The sequence below is a fragment of the Rickettsia tamurae genome (assembly GCF_000751075.1).
In the GTDB taxonomy this organism is placed as follows: Bacteria; Pseudomonadota; Alphaproteobacteria; order Rickettsiales; family Rickettsiaceae; genus Rickettsia; species Rickettsia tamurae.
Window position 1 is genome coordinate 289601 of sequence record NZ_CCMG01000008.1, and the last position, 18204, is coordinate 307804.

The following is an 18204-nucleotide window of genomic DNA, read 5'->3' on the forward strand; positions in this document are numbered from 1 at the left end:
TAATAAACTCCTGAGATTTCTTCGTCAATTGCTATGCAATTTCCTCGCAATGACGATTTAATTAAAAATAAAATCATAAAATGACTCAAAAAAATACCTTATTACTCATAGACGGATACGGATTTGTTTTTAGAGCCTATTATGCACAACAGCCTTTAACTTCGCCGAAAGGCGAGCCTGTCGGTGCTCTTTACGGCTTCACTTCAATACTACTAAAATTACTGAGTGATTTTAAGCCTAAACATGTCGCTGTAGTATTCGACAGCGGCGGGGAAAATTTCCGTCATCATATTTATCCTGAGTATAAAGCTAATCGTCCGCCTCCTCCTGAAGATTTAATTGTACAATTACCTTTAGTTCGTGATGTTGCAAGTAGTTTAAATTTTCCTATTCTAGAGAAGAACGGTTATGAAGCCGATGACATTATCGCAACCTTTGCTACTAAAACGGTCATGCTTGGAGAAGAGGTCGTTATTATCTCTTCCGATAAAGATCTATTGCAGTTAATGAGTGAAAACATCAAAATATATGATCCGTTAAAAGGGAAATATATTACAGAGAAGGATGTTGTTAAAAAATTCGGTACTACTTCTGATAAATTACGTGAAGTGATGGCTTTAATCGGCGATAGATCGGATAATATTCCGGGTGTGCCATCTATCGGACCAAAAACGGCAAGTAGTCTTATAACACAATTTGGTTCTGTAGAAAATATATTTAACTCTTTAGACCAAGTCTCAAGCGTAAAACAACGTGAAACTTTACAAAATTCTAAAGAAGCGGCATTAATTTCATGGCAGTTAATAGGGCTTGATTCTAATGTTGATTTAGATTTCCAGCTGAATAATTTAGAATGGTCACCTCCAAATAGCGATAAATTAACAGGATTTTTACAAGAATACGGTTTTAAATCTTTATATAAAAGAGCAGAAAATTTATTCGATATTAAAATTAATGGCCACAAAGAGATAGCAGATAATAAAGTAACCGAAGCAAAAGAAATTAGTAATGCTAGTGAGTTAGCAAATTTTGCTAAAGAAGCTGAGAAAATAGGAATATTTGGAATATACTTACTGCAGCATAAAGGAGATAATCTTGCTTTTATTTTATCACTGCAAAACCAAAGCTATATTATTAAAATTTCTAACACTTCTCATGATCTATTTTCTTATAATACTAAAACTAATAACAACTGGTTTTCGGATATAATCTTCAATTTACTAGTCGATAAATCTATAAAAAAAATTACTTACTCTCTTAAACCTTTACTGAAATTTTATGCAAACCAATCTCATAAAATTACGGCTATAGAGGATTTAGAACTAATGCAATATGCGTTATCTGCCGGTTTATCACAGAAAAATTTATTTGAAGAAACTTTGATAGAAAATATAACTATCGAATCAGCAAAAATAGTAATAAACTTTATCTCACTTTATAAGCAAACTATATTGGAGCTTAAAGACAACAAAGCCTTTAGACTTTATAGCGACATTGATTTACCTATTTGTTTTATTTTAGATAAAATGGAGAAAGTGGGTATTAAAGTAGATGCTAATTACCTAAAACAATTATCCACTGAATTTGGAGCAGAAATTCTAAAACTTGAAGAAGAAATTTTTGCTCTTAGCGGAACTAAATTTAATATTGGTTCGCCAAAACAATTAGGTGAGATTTTATTTGAAAAAATGCAATTACCTTTCGGTAAAGTTTCGGCTAAAGCAGCAAGCTCTTACTCAACAGGGGCGGAAATACTAGAAAAACTTAGTGAGCATGGATATAACATAGCTGATTTATTGCTAAGGTGGCGACAGCTTACAAAATTAAAGAATACTTACACCGATAGTTTACCGAAACAGATAGATAATATAACTAAGCGGGTACATACGACATTTTTACAAACTTCTACCACTACAGGAAGACTTAGCTCACAAGAACCTAATCTGCAAAACGTACCGATTCGCTCTAGTGAAGGGAATAAAATCAGACAAGCTTTTATCGCTGAAGAAGGTTATAAATTAATATCTGCCGATTATTCTCAAATTGAGCTTAGAATATTAAGCCATATCGCAAATATAGATGCATTAAAACAAGCATTTATCAATAAAGACGATATCCATACTCAAACCGCTTGTCAGATCTTTAACTTACAAAAACACGAACTAACTAGCGAACATAGACGTAAAGCAAAAGCTATAAATTTTGGTATTATTTACGGTATAAGTGCTTTTGGGCTTGCTAAGCAATTAAATGTTACTAACGGCGAAGCATCCGAATATATCAAGAAATATTTTGCCGAATATAAAGGAGTACAAGAATATATGGAGCAAACAAAAGCTTTTGCAAGTAGCAACGGCTATGTCACAAATTTCTTCGGCAGAAAATGTTTTGTACCTCTAATTCATGATAAAAAGCTTAAACAATTTGCAGAGCGTGCGGCTATTAACGCTCCGATTCAAGGAACTAATGCCGATATAATTAAAATTGCCATGATCAATCTAGATCAAGAAATAGAAAAACGTAAACTTAAAACAAGATTAGTACTGCAAATTCATGATGAATTACTATTTGAAGCACCGATTGAAGAAGTAGAAATTATAATACCCATTATTAAAAAAATCATGGAAAACTCTACTAATATGGATGTACCGATTATAACCGAAATTAGAGCAGGTAATAACTGGATGGAAATTCATTGAATAGTTGGTCATTCCTGCGAAGCTAAGTTGTCATTGCAAGTAGCCTTAGGTGTTGTTGCATTGATGATTTTGATGTCATTCCTGCGAAAGCAGGAATGACATCAAAATCATCAAGTAAAACTAAAATTATAAAAAAAGATTAATATGATAAAAAATGTTTGATGAACTATAAAGGTTATTTAGGATCAGTACATTTTAATGCTTCCGAAGAACTATTCGGTAAAGTAGAATTTATTTGATAAGTTATGAAGCATCTGACGCTAAAACTTTAATAAAGTCATTTCAAGAATTTTAAAAGGAGAGTAATTTATGAAAAATTTTATATTTACGTCTGAGTCAGTTTCTGAAGGGCATCCGAACAAAATTGCCGATCAAATTTCAGATACGGTACTTGATTAGATTCTAAAACAAGACCCTAACGGTCGTGTTGCCTGCGAAACTTTTGTAACAACCGGTCTAGTTCTAGTGGGAGGTGAAATTACTACTAGTACTTATGTGGATATTGAGCAAATAGTACGGAGTAAAGTACAAGAAATTGGCTATAATAATCCAAATTATGGATTTGACGGTAGCTGTTGTGCCGTAATTTCTTCTATAATTAAACAATTACCCGATATAGCTATGGGTGTTGACAATGCAAATGACGATGAAATAGGTGCAGGAGATCAAGGTATGGTTTTCCGTTATGCTTGTAACGAGACGGATAGTTTAATGCCTGCACCGATTTACTACGCTCATCTTTTAATGAAAAGACAAGCATATTTGCGTAAACAAAATGTTTTGTCTTGGCTTAGACCCGATGCAAAATAACAAGTCACGTTACGATATGAAAATAACAAACCGATTGCCATTGATGCGGTAGTTTTATCAACTCAGCATCATCCGGAAATACAACAAAAAGACCTTATTGAAGCAGTAAAGCCATTTACTTCATAAAGACACTAAATATCTAATTAACCCGACAGGTAGGTTTGTTATAGGCGGTCCTGTTGCAGATTGCGGTTTAACCGGTAGGAAAATTATCGTGAACAGCTATGGAGGAATGGCAAGACACGGCGGTTGTTGCTTTTCAGGAAAAGACCCAACCAAAATAGATAGGTCGGCTGCTTACATGGCACGCTATATTGCTAAGAATATAGTAGGAGTAAGACTTGCCGATCGCTGTGAAATACAAATATCTTATGCAATAGGCGTTGCTGCTCCCGTATCTATTTACGCTGAAACTTTCGGTACTAGCAAATTAAGCAACGAACAAATTACTAAGCTCATAACACAGCATTTTGATATGCGTCCAGGCAGAATTATTAAACATCTTAAGCTTCGCACTCCATGTTATCAAAAAACGGCTGCTTACGGTCATTATAAGCTGAGAGAGCATTATGAAAATATCACTCAAGCCTTAAATAACATACGGGAATATGAGTATGAAGCGAAAGCAACTCAGTACCGCGAAATGCTTGACGATGCCCGTACCTATGATAAATCCACAAAAGATTATAATTTAGGCTCAGCTCATTTTATAACGGCTAGCGGTTATAAAGCCTTACTTGGAGCTTATAAAGCTTTAAATCCTGACGAAAATACAGATAAAAAATTAGACCATTTTATGGATGGCTTAGATGAGATTTATAAGCAATCCTTTTCAGTACATAATTTAACTAACTCAAATAAATTACCGCCTGCAGAACAGTTAAAAAAATTTTTAGAAGAAACTACGGATAAAATATATGATAAACTGCAAAAAACCGGAGAGGCATATTTATCATATTCTAATGCTCCTACTAATACAGGATTACATGCAAATGTTATAAAATATTCTAAAGAAAACGGAAAAAATTATCGTATTATATATAATGCCGGTGCTGGGGTAAGAGCAGATAATTCAAAGCTAAATCAAACACCAAAAGATCAATTATCTAAAATAAATGAAACAATAGAAGCAAGAAGTAAAGCAAAATTCAGCTCAATTAAATATGAACTCAAAAATCAAACAGATAAAGAAGTAAAAGATAGTATATTATCTATAAATGAAATAGAAGCAATAAAAGCTCATAATAACAAAATCAACAGATTCAAATCGGAATAACTTATTAACAGTTGATTCAAGAAGAACAGTTACTGGACAAACTTTAGGGAATTGTAGCAGCAGGCCAATAAGAGAAGCTTTAAGAGACAGTACCGGATTCAGAATTTCGTGAAATATATGATTTTATTACACAAAATCAAGTATCTCAAATAATATCAAACTTAGAAAGCGAACAAAAAAATTTAGCAAATATCTTAAATATACCTTTAATAAAAAAACAAAGTATCTCAAATACAACTCATCAAAATCAATTTCAAAAAGATATTGCCAATTCAGCTACTAATTATTTTGATACTTTTTTTATAATGAAGGGCATACACCAAGCACAAAAGAAAAGTTATTTAATAAAGTTGCTGAAGAATCTAATTTAAAGTATGTCAAGATTGATCTAGTAGATTTTTTATCTACCGTGTTTCCCTATAAGGACACTGATTTACCTATTACCGAGGATCTTTTAAAGCCTGTCATAAACCATATTCAAACTTGTTTTTGAAGAGCACGAAATAGCTCCCTCAAAAAAAGTTTTAGAAAATTATAGATTATATAAATCTAACAAAAAACAAATCATTAAAGAGCTATCAGAAAAATGCTTAAATGATAAAGATGTAAATATACTTATCAAAGCACAAATACAAGCAAAAATAGAAAACCGTACGACTATAGATATTTTCCGGCAAATGAAACAAAGTAATACTAACCCTAAACCGCTAGAGTTATCAGAAGAACATAAGAAATTGGATGATGTCATAAAAGATATGGCACAAAAATACAAAATGACCATACCGGAAGCAAAAGCATCCGAAGAAATCACTCAAGTAGTTAAAGACTATAGTGAAAACAAATTTAATGAAGAAATAACACCTATAAAAACTCAAAAATTAGTAGATGAGTTTATGCAGCAAGCTCTAGATATTTTTGGAGAGAATAAATTAATAGATTCACCTATAATTGAAACAAAAAACGAGCATATTAATATACCGCTCCCGAATGTAGAAAAACAAGAAACTACTAACCTTAACTTGGATACAATACACTCAAAAAATTCGCTTGTATCAAGCTTTTTGAATGACGCTGTACTTAAAGAAGAAAAACAAAATTTAGTAAATGAACTAATAACTGAAGCTAATAAAAATCCACCTGATAGTACGAAAGTGGTAGACGATAAAAAACAAGAAGTTAAAACCGATAATATATTCAATAAAAATTCAGAACCTAAAAAACAAACGATCCAAAATAAATTTTATAAATATTTAAGTAAATTAACGGGAAAATTGGGATTAAAATCCATAAGTAATTATTTTAAAGAATTAATTAAAGATCCAAATCTTGAGCAAAATATCAATTTAGAAAAAGAAGCAAAGTTAATAGCAGACAAACATCGACTAACAAAATATATGGAACTTAGCGATAATAAAAATAATAATGCAGTATTTAGCGATAAAAAAACATCAAAGAATATTACTCAATTATAGATTCATTTTACCGTCAATTCAGGTATTGCCTATAAAAAATTGACTCAAGGTTTCGATGTCATCCCTGCGAGGCATTGGCTTTGTTGCATGGCTCGTTTTTTTCGTCATTGCGAGGAAAATTACGAAGTACTTGACGAAGCAATCTCAGGAGTTTGCCACGCAGCCTATGGCTGCTCGCAATGACGACTCGGTATCCACACAACAATGCCTCGCGAGAATGACATAGAAAGCCGAGCAACAACCCCGCTATTTACTATATCCTTTTAAAATCTCAAAATCTTGCCCTTGGAGAAAAAACTTTTCCGGTAATGTAATTTTTGCTACAAAATTCTTTACATCTTCGCTTTGTAAATAGATCGTAGCTTTAGCATTACTCTGATCCCCGTTATTAGTGCGGGTTGCAAGCAAGGTTACTATCTGCAGTAATTCTTCATGATTTTGTGGGTAAAGCTGTAGTTCGAATTGTTTATTATTAATTGCATCCTCAATTGATAAAAAGCTTTTTGCCGTTAGTTTTATTCCTCCTTCATCTTTGATTATATCACAATTAACGACTACCAAACTTTTAACGTCAAGTAAATGTACATAATCTTTTAAGACTTCTTCGCTAAAAATACTAAGCTCAAAGATATTCTCAGGATCGGAAAGCACGAGTGTAACGAATCTACCTCTTGCTGACATACGAGAATCCTTTTTTTGTATTACACCGGCAAGATTTACTCGGTTAGTACCTTCAGGTAAGTTATTATGTAAATCCGCAGTATTTAAAATATTTAAACGACTAAATATTTCTTGATACTGCGTAAGAGGATGATTAGAGATAAATAAACCCATAGCCTCAAATTCGTAAAAAGCTAAGGTATTTTTATCGGCATAATCACTTGATACTAAAATAGTTGGACTTAAAGTAGAAACTTTAATTAAACTAAATTGATTAGATTCCTGCTCTTCGTGATATGAAGTTGAATAAGAAAGCAATTTTGAAATACTTGAAAATAATTGCAATCTATTATCATGTAACTCATCAAAACAGCCTGATTTAATTAAATTTTCCAATAATTTACTGTTAATAGATTTTGGGGGTAATCTTTCAATAAAATCAGTAATTGATTTAAACATTCCTCTTGCTTTTCGCTCATCCGTTACTAACTTACCGAAATTCGGCGTGACTCCCTTAATAGCACCTAAGGCGAAGATTATTGCATTTTCTTCTTTGTCATATCCAATACCTTCTATGTCATTCCCGCGAAAGCGGGAATCCATTTTCATACTTTTATGATTCAGAGCAGTTTCTACCTTTTCTGGATCCCCGCTTTCGCGGGGATGACATAGAGAACCTTGGGGATGACAAGTCGCAGCTCGCGGGATGACAGTGTCCGAAGACTTTACGCTAAAATATCCTTCAGAAATATTAATATTAGGTGCAGTAATTTTTATGCCGTTATCTTTTGCTTCTTGCAGAAATAAATTAATTTTATCATGATTATTTAATTCAAGATTTAAGCATGCTACTAAAAATTCAGCAGGATAATTAGCTTTAAGATATGCAGTTTGGTATGAAATAACACCGTAAGCCGCAGCATGTGCCTTATTAAAACCGTATCCGGCAAATTTAGCCACGGTTGCAAAAATGGATTTAGCTTGAGATTCCGAAATATTATTAGCAATTGCTCCTTTAACAAAAATTTCTTCCTGCTCCTCCATTTCTTTTTTTATCTTCTTACCCATTGCTCTACGAAGTAAATCGGCAGCTCCTAGCGTATAACCTGCAAGAACCTGAGCAATTCTTTGTACCTGCTCCTGATATATCACCACTCCGTAAGTTTCTTCTAAGATTGGCTTCAATAGCTCATGTAAATAATCAGGCTGTTGTAATTTATGCTTACAAGCTATATAGGTAGGGATATTTTCCATAGGACCGGGACGGTATAACGCACCAAGAGCTATCAAATCATGTATAGAATCAGGTTTAAGGCGTCTAAGTGCATCTTTCATCCCGATACTTTCAAATTGGAAAACGCCGACTCCTTTACCTTTACACAACATTTGATAAGTCTTATTATCATCAAACGTCATATTGTTAAAATCCACTTCTATCCCTTGCTCTTTAAGCAGTTTCTTACAATCGGTAATAACCGTTAGGGTTTGTAGCCCTAAAAAATCAAATTTAATTAAACCGGCAATTTCAGAATATTTCATAGAATAACCGACTACCAGCATATCGGAATTAGCATCTTTGTATACCGGTACTATATCGACTAAATCAGTACCTGCTATTACGATTCCTGCGGCATGAGTTGAGGAATGCCTATGTAACCCCTCAAGAATTAACGAAGTATCAAGCACTAGCTTAATTAACTCCGCCTCACCCTCTAAATTATACAGTCCATTACCTTTAGCGGCATTTGCAAGCTCCGGAACTTCACGCATTGCCTGTTCTAGGCTAACGGGATTAACTGCACTAAAAGGTACAAGTTCTGTTAGATAATCAGCGAATTTATAAGGTAAACTAAGAACACGAGCGACATCCTTAATTACAGCCTTTGCCTGCATCTTACCGAAAGTTATAATCTGTCCTACTCTATTATTACCGTATTTAGAGCGTACGTAATTAATTACTTCCTCACGCCTTTCTTGACAAAAATCAATATCAAAATCAGGCATTGAAATACGTTCAGGATTTAAAAATCTTTCAAATAATAAGCCAAATTTAATCGGATCGAGATCAGTAATAAGCAAGCTCCAAGCAACAACCGAACCTGCTCCCGAACCTCTACCTGGTCCGACTAAAATACCCTCTTTTTTACTCCATTTAATAAAATCGGATACAATCAAAAAATAACCGGCAAAATTCATATTACAGATAATATCCAGCTCATAATTAAGACGAGCAAAATATTCGGTTTTCAATTCTTTTTGATTCTCTAACGAAATATTTTCAGATTTAAACTTTGTAGCAAGCCTTGCAAGCAACCCTTCTTTTGCATCTTTTCTAATTAAATCCGTTTCACTAATATCTTTGGTGGCAAAATTAGGCAGCATCGGCGGGTTTGCATGTGCTGCAAAATAACAACGCTCTCTTAAATTCACGGTATTTTGGATGGCACTAGGTAGATCAGAAAAAAGCTCTATCATCTCATGCGGTGATCTAAAATAACAATTTTCGCTAACTGTTTTTCGATCCGGATATTCTTTAGTAACACCAGCTGATATACATAACAATACATCATGTGCATCATGCATGCTTTTCTCACTAAACAAAACTTTATTAGTAGCAACAAGCGGAATAGCAAGCTCGGCAGCAATTCTAATATAACTATCCTCAATAAACTGTTCTTCAGGTAGATCATGTCTCATAATCTCAAAATAAAAACGATCTCCTAAAATTTCCTGTAATTTACGTGCAAATAGCATCGCTTGCTCCTCGTTGCGAGCTAGCAAGCATTTCCCGACAATACCGTCGGTATAACAGCATAACGCTATTAATCCCTCTTGATATTCGATTAAATCTTCAAAATCAATGTGATCGCATATCTTACGATCATTCTTAGTAAAAGTAAGGCTTGATAGTTTGAGTAAATTTTTATAGCCGGTTTCATCTTTAGCTATAAGTAAAATTTGAGCAAAAATATCTCCAGCATCATTCAGCAAGCTTGATACAAGCGAATTTTTTGAGTCAAGCCTTTGCTCACGTACTTTTGTACGCTCCGCAGGCTTGCTCTTAAATTCATCTTGTCTGAAGCTTGCTGAATTTAGCTGTATATTATATTTTATGTTGAGAATAACTCCGTGTATCGGCTGCAGTCCTTTTTTTACTGCACATAATGCAAACTCTAATGAGCCGAATAAATTTCCCTTATCTGCCAAACAAATAGCAGACATTTTATTCGATGAAGCAAGCTCTACTACCTTCTCGATCGTTAATGCACTTTCTAGAAAAGAATAAGAGCTTTGAGTTCTTAAATGAATAAATTCAGGTCGCATTTTAAATTAATGTTAAAGTTTTTATTGTATTCATGTCATTGTGTCACCCCGTGGCTTGATCACGGGATCCAGAAAAAAATTTAAAAAGACTAGATCCTGCGATCAAGTCGCGGGATGACAATTACAAAGACTAAATTTTACTTCCGACTGCATAATATCTAAAACCGATTTTTTTCACTGCTTCATTATCTAGTATATTTCTAAGATCAATGATTATCGGAGATTTTACTAAATCATAAATTTCTTGCCAATTAAGTTCTTTAAATTCTGACCATTCAGTTGCAATAACTATAATATCTACTGATTTACAAGCTTCAACTGCCGAATCTAAATATAGCAAATTTTTATGTTCCAAATTCTTTTTAGCATTTTCAAGACCGATAGGATCAAATGCTTTAACATATACATCTTTATTTAATAAGATCTTTACAATTTCGATGGCAGGACTTGCTCTAACATCATCTGTTTCTGCTTTATATGTTAAGCCTAAAATTGCTATATTTTTACCTTTTAAATCTCCGTCTAACAAAGTAGCTATCTTATCTACCATATTACTTGGACGCTGCTTATTACTTTTAATTACTGCCTTAAGAATCTTACAATCGATATGATGATTTTCTACAAGATTATTTAATGCTAGAATATCTTTTGGAAAACACGAACCACCAAAACCTGGTCCTGCATTTAAAAAATTTTGACCGATCCTTTGATCAAGTCCTACACCTTTAGATAAATCTTTAATATTACCGCCGATTTTTTCACATAAATCAGCCATTTCGTTAATAAAAGCAATTTTGGTAGCTAAAAAACTATTTGAAGCATATTTAATAAGTTCGCTCGTCACTAAATCGGTAACCACAAACTTTGCACCTTGTTCTACTAAAGGTGCATAAATTTTTCGTAATATTTCCTCTGATTCTTTATTATTCACACCGATAACTATACGATCAGGATATAAAAAATCTTCTACCGCACTGCCCTCTCTTAAAAACTCAGGATTAGAAGCAACATTAAATGAAAAGCCTTTTGATTTTAAATAAGCTATAATATTACTGCAACTATCAGGCGGAACAGTAGATTTTATGACTATTAAACAATCTTTATTTATATGCATAGAAACTTTATCAATAGCATCATAGACATATTTTAAATCTGCTTCTCCCGACTCTTTTGAAGGCGTGCCGACCGTAATAAATATTGCATCGGCATTTTGAAGTTCATTATTATAAATATTTGCAAATTTTAACCTATCAGATTCTAAAGCTTGCTTAAGATACTCATCAAGTTTAACTTCATAAATCGGTAATATTTGCTTATTTAATTTGGATATTTTAACCTCATCATTATCAAGACAAGTAACATTATGACCTAAATAGCCCATAATAATACCTGAGACTAATCCCACATATCCGCTACCGATAAATGTAATATTCATAATTTTTTGTGATTTTTATATTAAATTTTTAAATTATACGTTATATTCCAAGTGTATACCTCAAATAAATGAAGAGTAGTATAGACGAAGATCAACTTCAAAAAGAGCGAGGAATCCACAAGACGAGGAATGGAGCGTATACTTAATACGTGAGTACCGCAGTACTTGTAGGATGACGTAGCCAATTTTTGAAGTTCATCGAGTATATAAAGCTTTTATCATATTTCAATAGATTTACAAGCTCAAATGAATTTTATTAAAAAAACCTTTATTAGTATTTTTATAATTCTAATTTCATTATCTTTGGCTATAACTCTAACTGTTTATAGTGCAAATAAAGGACACTTAAATGAACCTTTGAAAAAAATAATTGAATTTTATTTAAGTAAAAATGATATAAAGGCTGTACTACATAATTTAGAATTTAAAGAAAACCGATTATTCATAGATAAAATTTCCTTAAGTCTTATAGATAATGCTAGAGGAAAAATTAATGATTTTAATCTTTTCTTTAATTTCAAAAATTTCTTTTCTAATTCATTAATAGAAGCTAATTTTAATATTGATAAAATTTCCGTAATCTCAAATAACGATGAAGAGATTATAAATACTTCAACGACCGGTGATTATTCGTTAAATATAATTAAAAAAGATTCCCTAACCGACATACGGTTAACTTCAATAAAAAGTGATATCTTAACCGATGAGCAAGGAGCGGGCTTACCGCTAGGAAATGCTTTATGCTCATATAAAACCACCTATTCTAAAGATAATCCAAAGACCGTTAATTGCAAACTCACCTTTGGGGATAAAGCTTTTTTATCACTAAACGGTATAATAACCGATAAAAATATCGACGCAAGTGCAGCTGCCGCAAATATGCCTTTAATAATTTATCAAACAGTCGAAAAAATTATTCCGGATAATCCTATAATCTCATATTTGCGAGAACATATAAAACAAGGTTACATCCAAAACGGAGAATTAAATATTAAATTAGATAAAAAATTTTTTAAAAAAAATATTTTAGTAGAAGATAATTTAAAAGCAAATTTACATATCTCGAATTTTGAATATAAATATCATAAAGATTTACCACCTTTAACTAAAGTTGATACTAATATAATCATTTCAGGACCGGAAATAAAATTTCTAATTAATGAAGCATATAGCGGTAAAAGTGTCGTTTCAGACGGTATTATGACTTTCAAATGGGAAGGACCAGATAAATCGCAATTTGTTTTTAATGCTACTGCTAAAGGTGAAATTAACGACTTAATTGCCTTTGTTCCAAATGATGCATATCAAAATATTGATCTTAAAAAAATCAAAGGAACGGCAAATTCAATAATAGAGCTAATAATTCCTATTAGCCCAAATATCCCTAATAGCTATAATGTTTTGTCGACATTAACAAATATCTCTTTTAACACCTTAGACAATAATATCCTATTACAAAACGGTGAAGCCAAAGGTAGCTTTAAAGATAATAAACTAAATATTAGCGGTAAAGGTAAAATTAATAATTATGCAAGCAGCTTTACTTATGATCATGATATATCGGATAAGAATAATGAGTGTTTACTTAAAATAAAAAGTAATATTGCGGCAAATAATCAAAGATTAGGAGTATTTAAATTAATTTCAGGCAGCACCGTTTTAAATTTTGAGTATAAAAAACAGCATAATAATGAGAGTTTTATTACCGTTAATTCTAATCTTGATAATTTAGAATTTTATATAGATAAAGTATCCATTCATAAAAAATTATATAAAAAAGCTAATTTATATTTATATACTAAATTAAATGATAAAAATTTCGATAGAAATATTGAATTTAACCTTTCAGGGCAGGATAATCTAAAAATTAACGGTAATGCCTTAATTAAGAAAAATATTTATAATATTAATCTAGCCTCTGTTAAACATAATCATACGGATTTAAAAGGAAAAATAATCATAGATAACCATAATCTTAATACGGAACTTTATGGAAGCGGATTAGATTTATCAAATGCTAATATGATGCAGTTTTTAGAAAAAGGGGGAGATTCTACACGTAATATTAATTTAAAAACTAATATATCAAAAATACTTTTAAAAAATAATATAATTCTAGGTAATCTTGATTTAGCAATTAAATGTGATAAAGTGCGGTGTTTCTCCGGTTTTCTAAATGCTAATATCGACAATAAAAAAGTTAAGATGTCGCTTACCGCTAAGGACACTTTTGAACAATGGCTAATTGAATCCGATAATGCCGGAGCATTGCTTAAGGGACTCGGAATGTATACCACTATGCAAAATGGTCAGATTAATATCAACTTAAATACAAAAAGATATGAAGTAAAAAAAGGTGAAATAGTGCCGATATTAGACGGCAAATTTTCTATAAAACATTTTACGGTAGTCGATACTCCTTTTTTAACACGCCTTGTTTCCTTTGTTTCATTGCCGGGTTTTCTTAGTTCAATAACTAATAATAAAAATATTTTATTTGAAGATATGACCGGTAAATTTAATTATAGAGGAAATATAATTACAATTTTTGATACGGAAGCACATGGACCGTTCTTTGATTTTACTATGAAAGGTAATATTGATACCAAGCAGCAATTAATTATGGTTAAAGGAAATGTTATTCCTTCCTTTTTCTTAATTAGCACTATTGTAACTAAAATACCGGTAGTCGGTAAAATATTTTCCAAAGTAGCCCCTTACTCCCTAAAAATGAAATATTAAGTAACTATTTAAAGCTATTAGATTTCGTGTACAAAATTTTTAATCATTCCTTTATGTCATTCCTGCGAGGCATTATTGCGTGTGTACCTAATTGTCATTACGAGCGACTGAAAGCATTGTTGCATGGCTCAAAGAACGTGTTCGGTGTCATACCGTGGCTTGACCACGGTATCCAGAAAACAACTAAAAATACTAATAATATTAGTATTTTTAACTGGACCCCGCTACAAGCTCGCGGGATGACAGAGGTGGAAGTGAGCCATGCAACAAAGCCACAACTGAAAGGAGTGTGGCAATCCAGAAAAAATAATAAAAAATTCTGTAAATCAGAATTTTTTACTGGATTGCTTCGTCGAAACTTACAGTTTCTCCTCGCAATGACGTTGAAGATCAATTCACGCAGGAATGACATAAATAACCATACATATTTAATCGGTATTTTACTTTTAGGCTTAATTTCCGGTCTTACGTTCAATTTAATTTTTTTTACAGTTCCATATCAATTATCCGAAGCAAAATACACTACTGATATAATAGGTTCGATATCACTAGCTGCTTTTCCGTATTGCTTAAAGGTCATATGGTCACTTTTTATAGATAAATACTCTATACCTTTTTTATGTTCTAAATTCGGTCACAGGCGTAGCTGGGCATTAGTAGCACAAATATGTTTAATCCTAGCAATGACGGGGTTCTTAAACATAAGCCCTTGTAATAATTTATATATTACTGCCGTTATCTTATTTATTATTTCATTCTGCAGTTCTACTCAAGATATTGTACTTGATGCATATAGAATTGAGAGACCTACATCGAAAGAAGAGCTTTCAATGGCTTTTACCTTTAGTAGCATAGGGTTTCGTTTAGGTATGTTACTTGGTAGCGTCGGTGCTTTATATTCATCAATTATTTTCGGCTGGAATACAGTATATAAATTTGCTCTATTCATTACTCTAATTGGACCTATAGTAATTTTGTGTATCAAAGAACCACAATCAAAAGAAATACGTCATACAACTACTAATTTAATAGGATTACAACAATATTTTGAAGTTATTAAAAAAAGTATTATCTCCTTAAAAAATAAACAGCAATATTTACTGCTAATTATATTGTTTATCTTTTTATATAAAGCTGCGGATTCTATACCTATGGCTATGAGTTTTCCTTTATTTCTAGATTTAAGTTTTACTACTCATGAAATTGCCGTTATTTACAAAGCTTACGGGTTACTAATCATGATCGTCGGGGGAGCTTTAGGCGGCGTTTTAGCTACAAAAATGGGTATATTTCATAGTGTCTTAATTGGTGGAGTTATTCAATTATTATCACCTCTTATGTTTATGATTCTTGCTACTATCGGCTATGATATAAAGGCATTTATAATAACCGTTACAGTACAAAATTTTTGTGCAGGCTTTGCAGGAACTATTATCTCTATCTATTTTGCTAGCCTTTGCAATAGTGAATTTGTTGCCACACAATATTCTATTATTGCATCTTTTAGCTCTCTTAGCCGTATTATTCTAGCTAGCCTTGGCGGTATTTGTGCAAAATATCTTACTTGGCCTGCATTATTTTTAAGTAATACTCTGTTTAGCATGTTATTTATACCGATATTTTATAAAATATATAGAAAGAAACTAGGCTTTGTGAATATTTCTAAAAAGATATGACAATTATTAAAAAAGGTTTATAATATTGATATATATATACATATATATATATTTCTGCGAAATGAAGAGTCAGAATTTTTATGAAACTATATAGTTTTCAAGAACATTTATTAGAATTAAAAATAAGGCTTCTTAGAATATTTACTGCTTTTATAATTATATTTGCTATTTGCTATTATTTTAGCGACAATATTTATAGTTTTTTATTAAAACCGCTTGCTAAGCTAAGCGGTGATACGGTACGAAATATAATTTATACAGGGCTTACAGAAGCATTTTTTACCTATATTAAACTTGCAGCTTTTACTGCTTTTACTATTATTATACCTATAATTGCTTTGGAGTGTTATTTATTTATCAGTCCCGGGTTACACCGCCATGAAAAAAAAATTATCGCTTTTATTCTTTTTATGTCGCCTATTTTATTTTGGTGCGGTAGTATTTTTGTTTTTTACTTTGTAATGCCGAAAGCTTGGAATTTTTTTCTTAGTTTTGAAAAACGTGATATGATAGTACCGATAGTTTTGGAAGCAAGAATTAGCGAGTATCTAAATTTAGTTATTCATTTAATTATTGCTTTTGGAGTTGCTTTTCAACTACCGGTCGTGGTAATAATATTAAATATACTAAAAATAGTTAAGGTACAAACACTTAAGCAAAAAAGACGCATTGCCGTGGTAATTAACTTTATTATTGCAGGAATATTAACGCCTCCTGACATTTTAAGCCAGTTTGCTCTTGCAATACCGCTACTTTTATTATATGAAACTTCAATAATGATATGTAATTTTATAGAAAAACCGAGGACACTAAATGTTAAATATCAAATGGATTAGAGAAAATCAAGAATTATTCGATGAAAAGCTTAGCCAAAGATTTATTGAACCTATGTCTAGTAAAATTGCTATGCTCGACGGAGAGAAAAGAAGAATTACGAGTTTAATTCAAGAATTTCAGCATGCACGTAAGGTAAAATCAAAGATTTTAGGTAATATGGCCTCTAAAAGCGGCGAAGAGTTTGAAGGGTTACAAAGAGATGTCAAACATATAAATGAGAAATTGGAAGAACTCGAACATGATCTAAATAATAATAACGAATTAAATGAACTATTAAATATGCTTCCTAATATTCCGGACGAAGAAGCACCTTACGGGATTGATGAAAGTATGAATAAATTAGTTCGTACTTACGGAGAGACAAATCCAAATGCTTTGAATAAGCAGCATTTTGAACTAGGTACAAAATTAAATTTAATGGATTTTGAACAAACTGCTAAAATTTCAGGAGCTAGATTTGTAACGTTAAAAGGTGATTTAGCAAAGCTAGAACGTGCTTTAATTAATTTTATGATTGATGTTCATACTAAAGAGTTTGACTTCTTTGAGATATCACCTCCGGTATTAGTTCGAGATAATGCTATGTATAATGCAGGACAACTACCTAAATTTGCCGAAGAGTCTTTTGCAACAACAAATGGTTACAGACTAATTCCAACCGCAGAAGTATCTTTAGTAAATATAGTCGCCGATACTATTATACCGAGAGAAAAATTACCGATGCGTTATGTTGCTTACACCCCGTGCTTTAGATCAGAAGCAGGTAGCAGCGGTAGAGATACAAGAGGTATGATTAGATTACATCAATTCGGTAAAGTAGAGCTTGTATCTATTACTACTCCGGAAGAGTCAAAAACCGAACATGAATATATAACTAATGCATCAGAGACTATTTTACAAAAACTGAATCTTCCTTATCGTGTTATGTTACTTTGCACCGGAGATATGGGGTTTGCGGCAAAAAAAACCTATGATATAGAAGTATGGCTTCCGGGACAAAAGCAATATCGCGAAATTGCTAGCTGTTCTAATTGTGGAGATTTTCAAGCACGTAGAATGAAAGCAAGATATAAGAAATTCGGCAGTAACGAAACTACCTTAGTTCATACTTTAAATGCTTCAGGATTACCTATCGGAAGAACTATGGTTGCAATACTTGAAAATTATCAGAATGAAGATGGATCAATAACTATACCTGATGTCTTGATAAATTACATGGGAGGGTTACAAAAAATCACTACATATAGTGAATAATTGTTTATTAAATATAAAT

8 protein-coding genes and 2 pseudogenes are annotated in these 18204 nt (G+C 32.1%); 8 read left to right on the forward strand and 2 right to left on the reverse strand.

Annotated features, from left to right (window positions below; genetic code table 11):
* Positions 1-80: 80 nt before the first annotated feature.
* The 4 genes and pseudogenes from polA to MB29_RS13745 all read left to right on the forward strand — a co-directional run bounded on the left by polA (position 81) and on the right by MB29_RS13745 (position 6257).
* A complete protein-coding gene (gene polA / locus MB29_RS03440; protein WP_032139017.1) occupies positions 81-2699 on the forward strand; it encodes a DNA polymerase I in 2619 nt (872 codons plus the stop codon).
* A 309-nt stretch (positions 2700-3008) separates the two neighbouring features.
* Positions 3009-4062 (forward strand): annotated as a pseudogene (gene metK / locus MB29_RS11485) (methionine adenosyltransferase); the annotation flags it as partial.
* 243 nt (positions 4063-4305) lie between these two features.
* Positions 4306-4570, forward strand: a pseudogene (locus MB29_RS12650) (hypothetical protein).
* A gap of 1486 nt (positions 4571-6056) precedes the next feature.
* Entirely contained in the window at positions 6057-6257 is a 201-nt protein-coding gene (locus MB29_RS13745; protein ID WP_032139081.1) for a hypothetical protein, read from the forward strand.
* Positions 6258-6503: 246 nt separating this feature from the next.
* Here the strand turns inward: MB29_RS13745 and dnaE are convergent, their stop codons facing one another.
* The gene (gene dnaE / locus MB29_RS03470) at positions 6504-10241 is read right to left on the reverse strand and encodes a DNA polymerase III subunit alpha (protein ID WP_032139019.1); all 3738 of its coding nucleotides are present in this window, start codon (positions 10239-10241) and stop codon (positions 6504-6506) included.
* Positions 10242-10371: 130 nt separating this feature from the next.
* Complete coding sequence (locus MB29_RS03475) at positions 10372-11676, reverse strand: UDP-glucose dehydrogenase family protein (RefSeq protein WP_032139020.1); 1305 nt, start codon at positions 11674-11676, stop codon at positions 10372-10374.
* Between the two features lie 246 nt (positions 11677-11922).
* Here MB29_RS03475 and MB29_RS03480 point away from each other — a divergent pair, with 246 nt between their 5' ends.
* From MB29_RS03480 to serS, 4 genes are all read left to right on the forward strand, one after another.
* Positions 11923-14418, forward strand: a complete 2496-nt coding sequence (locus MB29_RS03480) for an AsmA-like C-terminal region-containing protein (RefSeq protein ID WP_032139021.1) — start codon at positions 11923-11925, stop codon at positions 14416-14418.
* Between the two features lie 26 nt (positions 14419-14444).
* On the forward strand, positions 14445-16094 hold the full coding sequence (locus tag MB29_RS03485; RefSeq protein WP_215426194.1) for an MFS transporter: 1650 nt from the start codon (positions 14445-14447) through the stop codon (positions 16092-16094).
* Between the two features lie 80 nt (positions 16095-16174).
* Positions 16175-16930, forward strand: a complete 756-nt coding sequence (gene tatC / locus MB29_RS03490; protein ID WP_032139023.1) for a twin-arginine translocase subunit TatC — start codon at positions 16175-16177, stop codon at positions 16928-16930.
* On the forward strand, positions 16908-18185 hold the full coding sequence (gene serS / locus MB29_RS03495; protein ID WP_032139024.1) for a serine--tRNA ligase: 1278 nt from the start codon (positions 16908-16910) through the stop codon (positions 18183-18185). The genes tatC and serS overlap by 23 nt, the downstream gene beginning before the upstream one ends.
* Positions 18186-18204 lie beyond the last annotated feature (19 nt).

What these genes read in the sequence shown, in the direction of transcription:
- polA (WP_032139017.1), top strand. Translation starts at nt 81, where the DNA reads ATGACTCAAAAAAATACCTTATTACTCATAGACGGATACGGATTTGTT.
- dnaE (WP_032139019.1), bottom strand. Translation starts at nt 10,241, where the DNA reads ATGCGACCTGAATTTATTCATTTAAGAACTCAAAGCTCTTATTCTTTT.
- MB29_RS03475 (WP_032139020.1), bottom strand. Translation starts at nt 11,676, where the DNA reads ATGAATATTACATTTATCGGTAGCGGATATGTGGGATTAGTCTCAGGT.
- MB29_RS03480 (WP_032139021.1), top strand. Translation starts at nt 11,923, where the DNA reads ATGAATTTTATTAAAAAAACCTTTATTAGTATTTTTATAATTCTAATT.
- tatC (WP_032139023.1), top strand. Translation starts at nt 16,175, where the DNA reads ATGAAACTATATAGTTTTCAAGAACATTTATTAGAATTAAAAATAAGG.
- serS (WP_032139024.1), top strand. Translation starts at nt 16,908, where the DNA reads ATGTTAAATATCAAATGGATTAGAGAAAATCAAGAATTATTCGATGAA.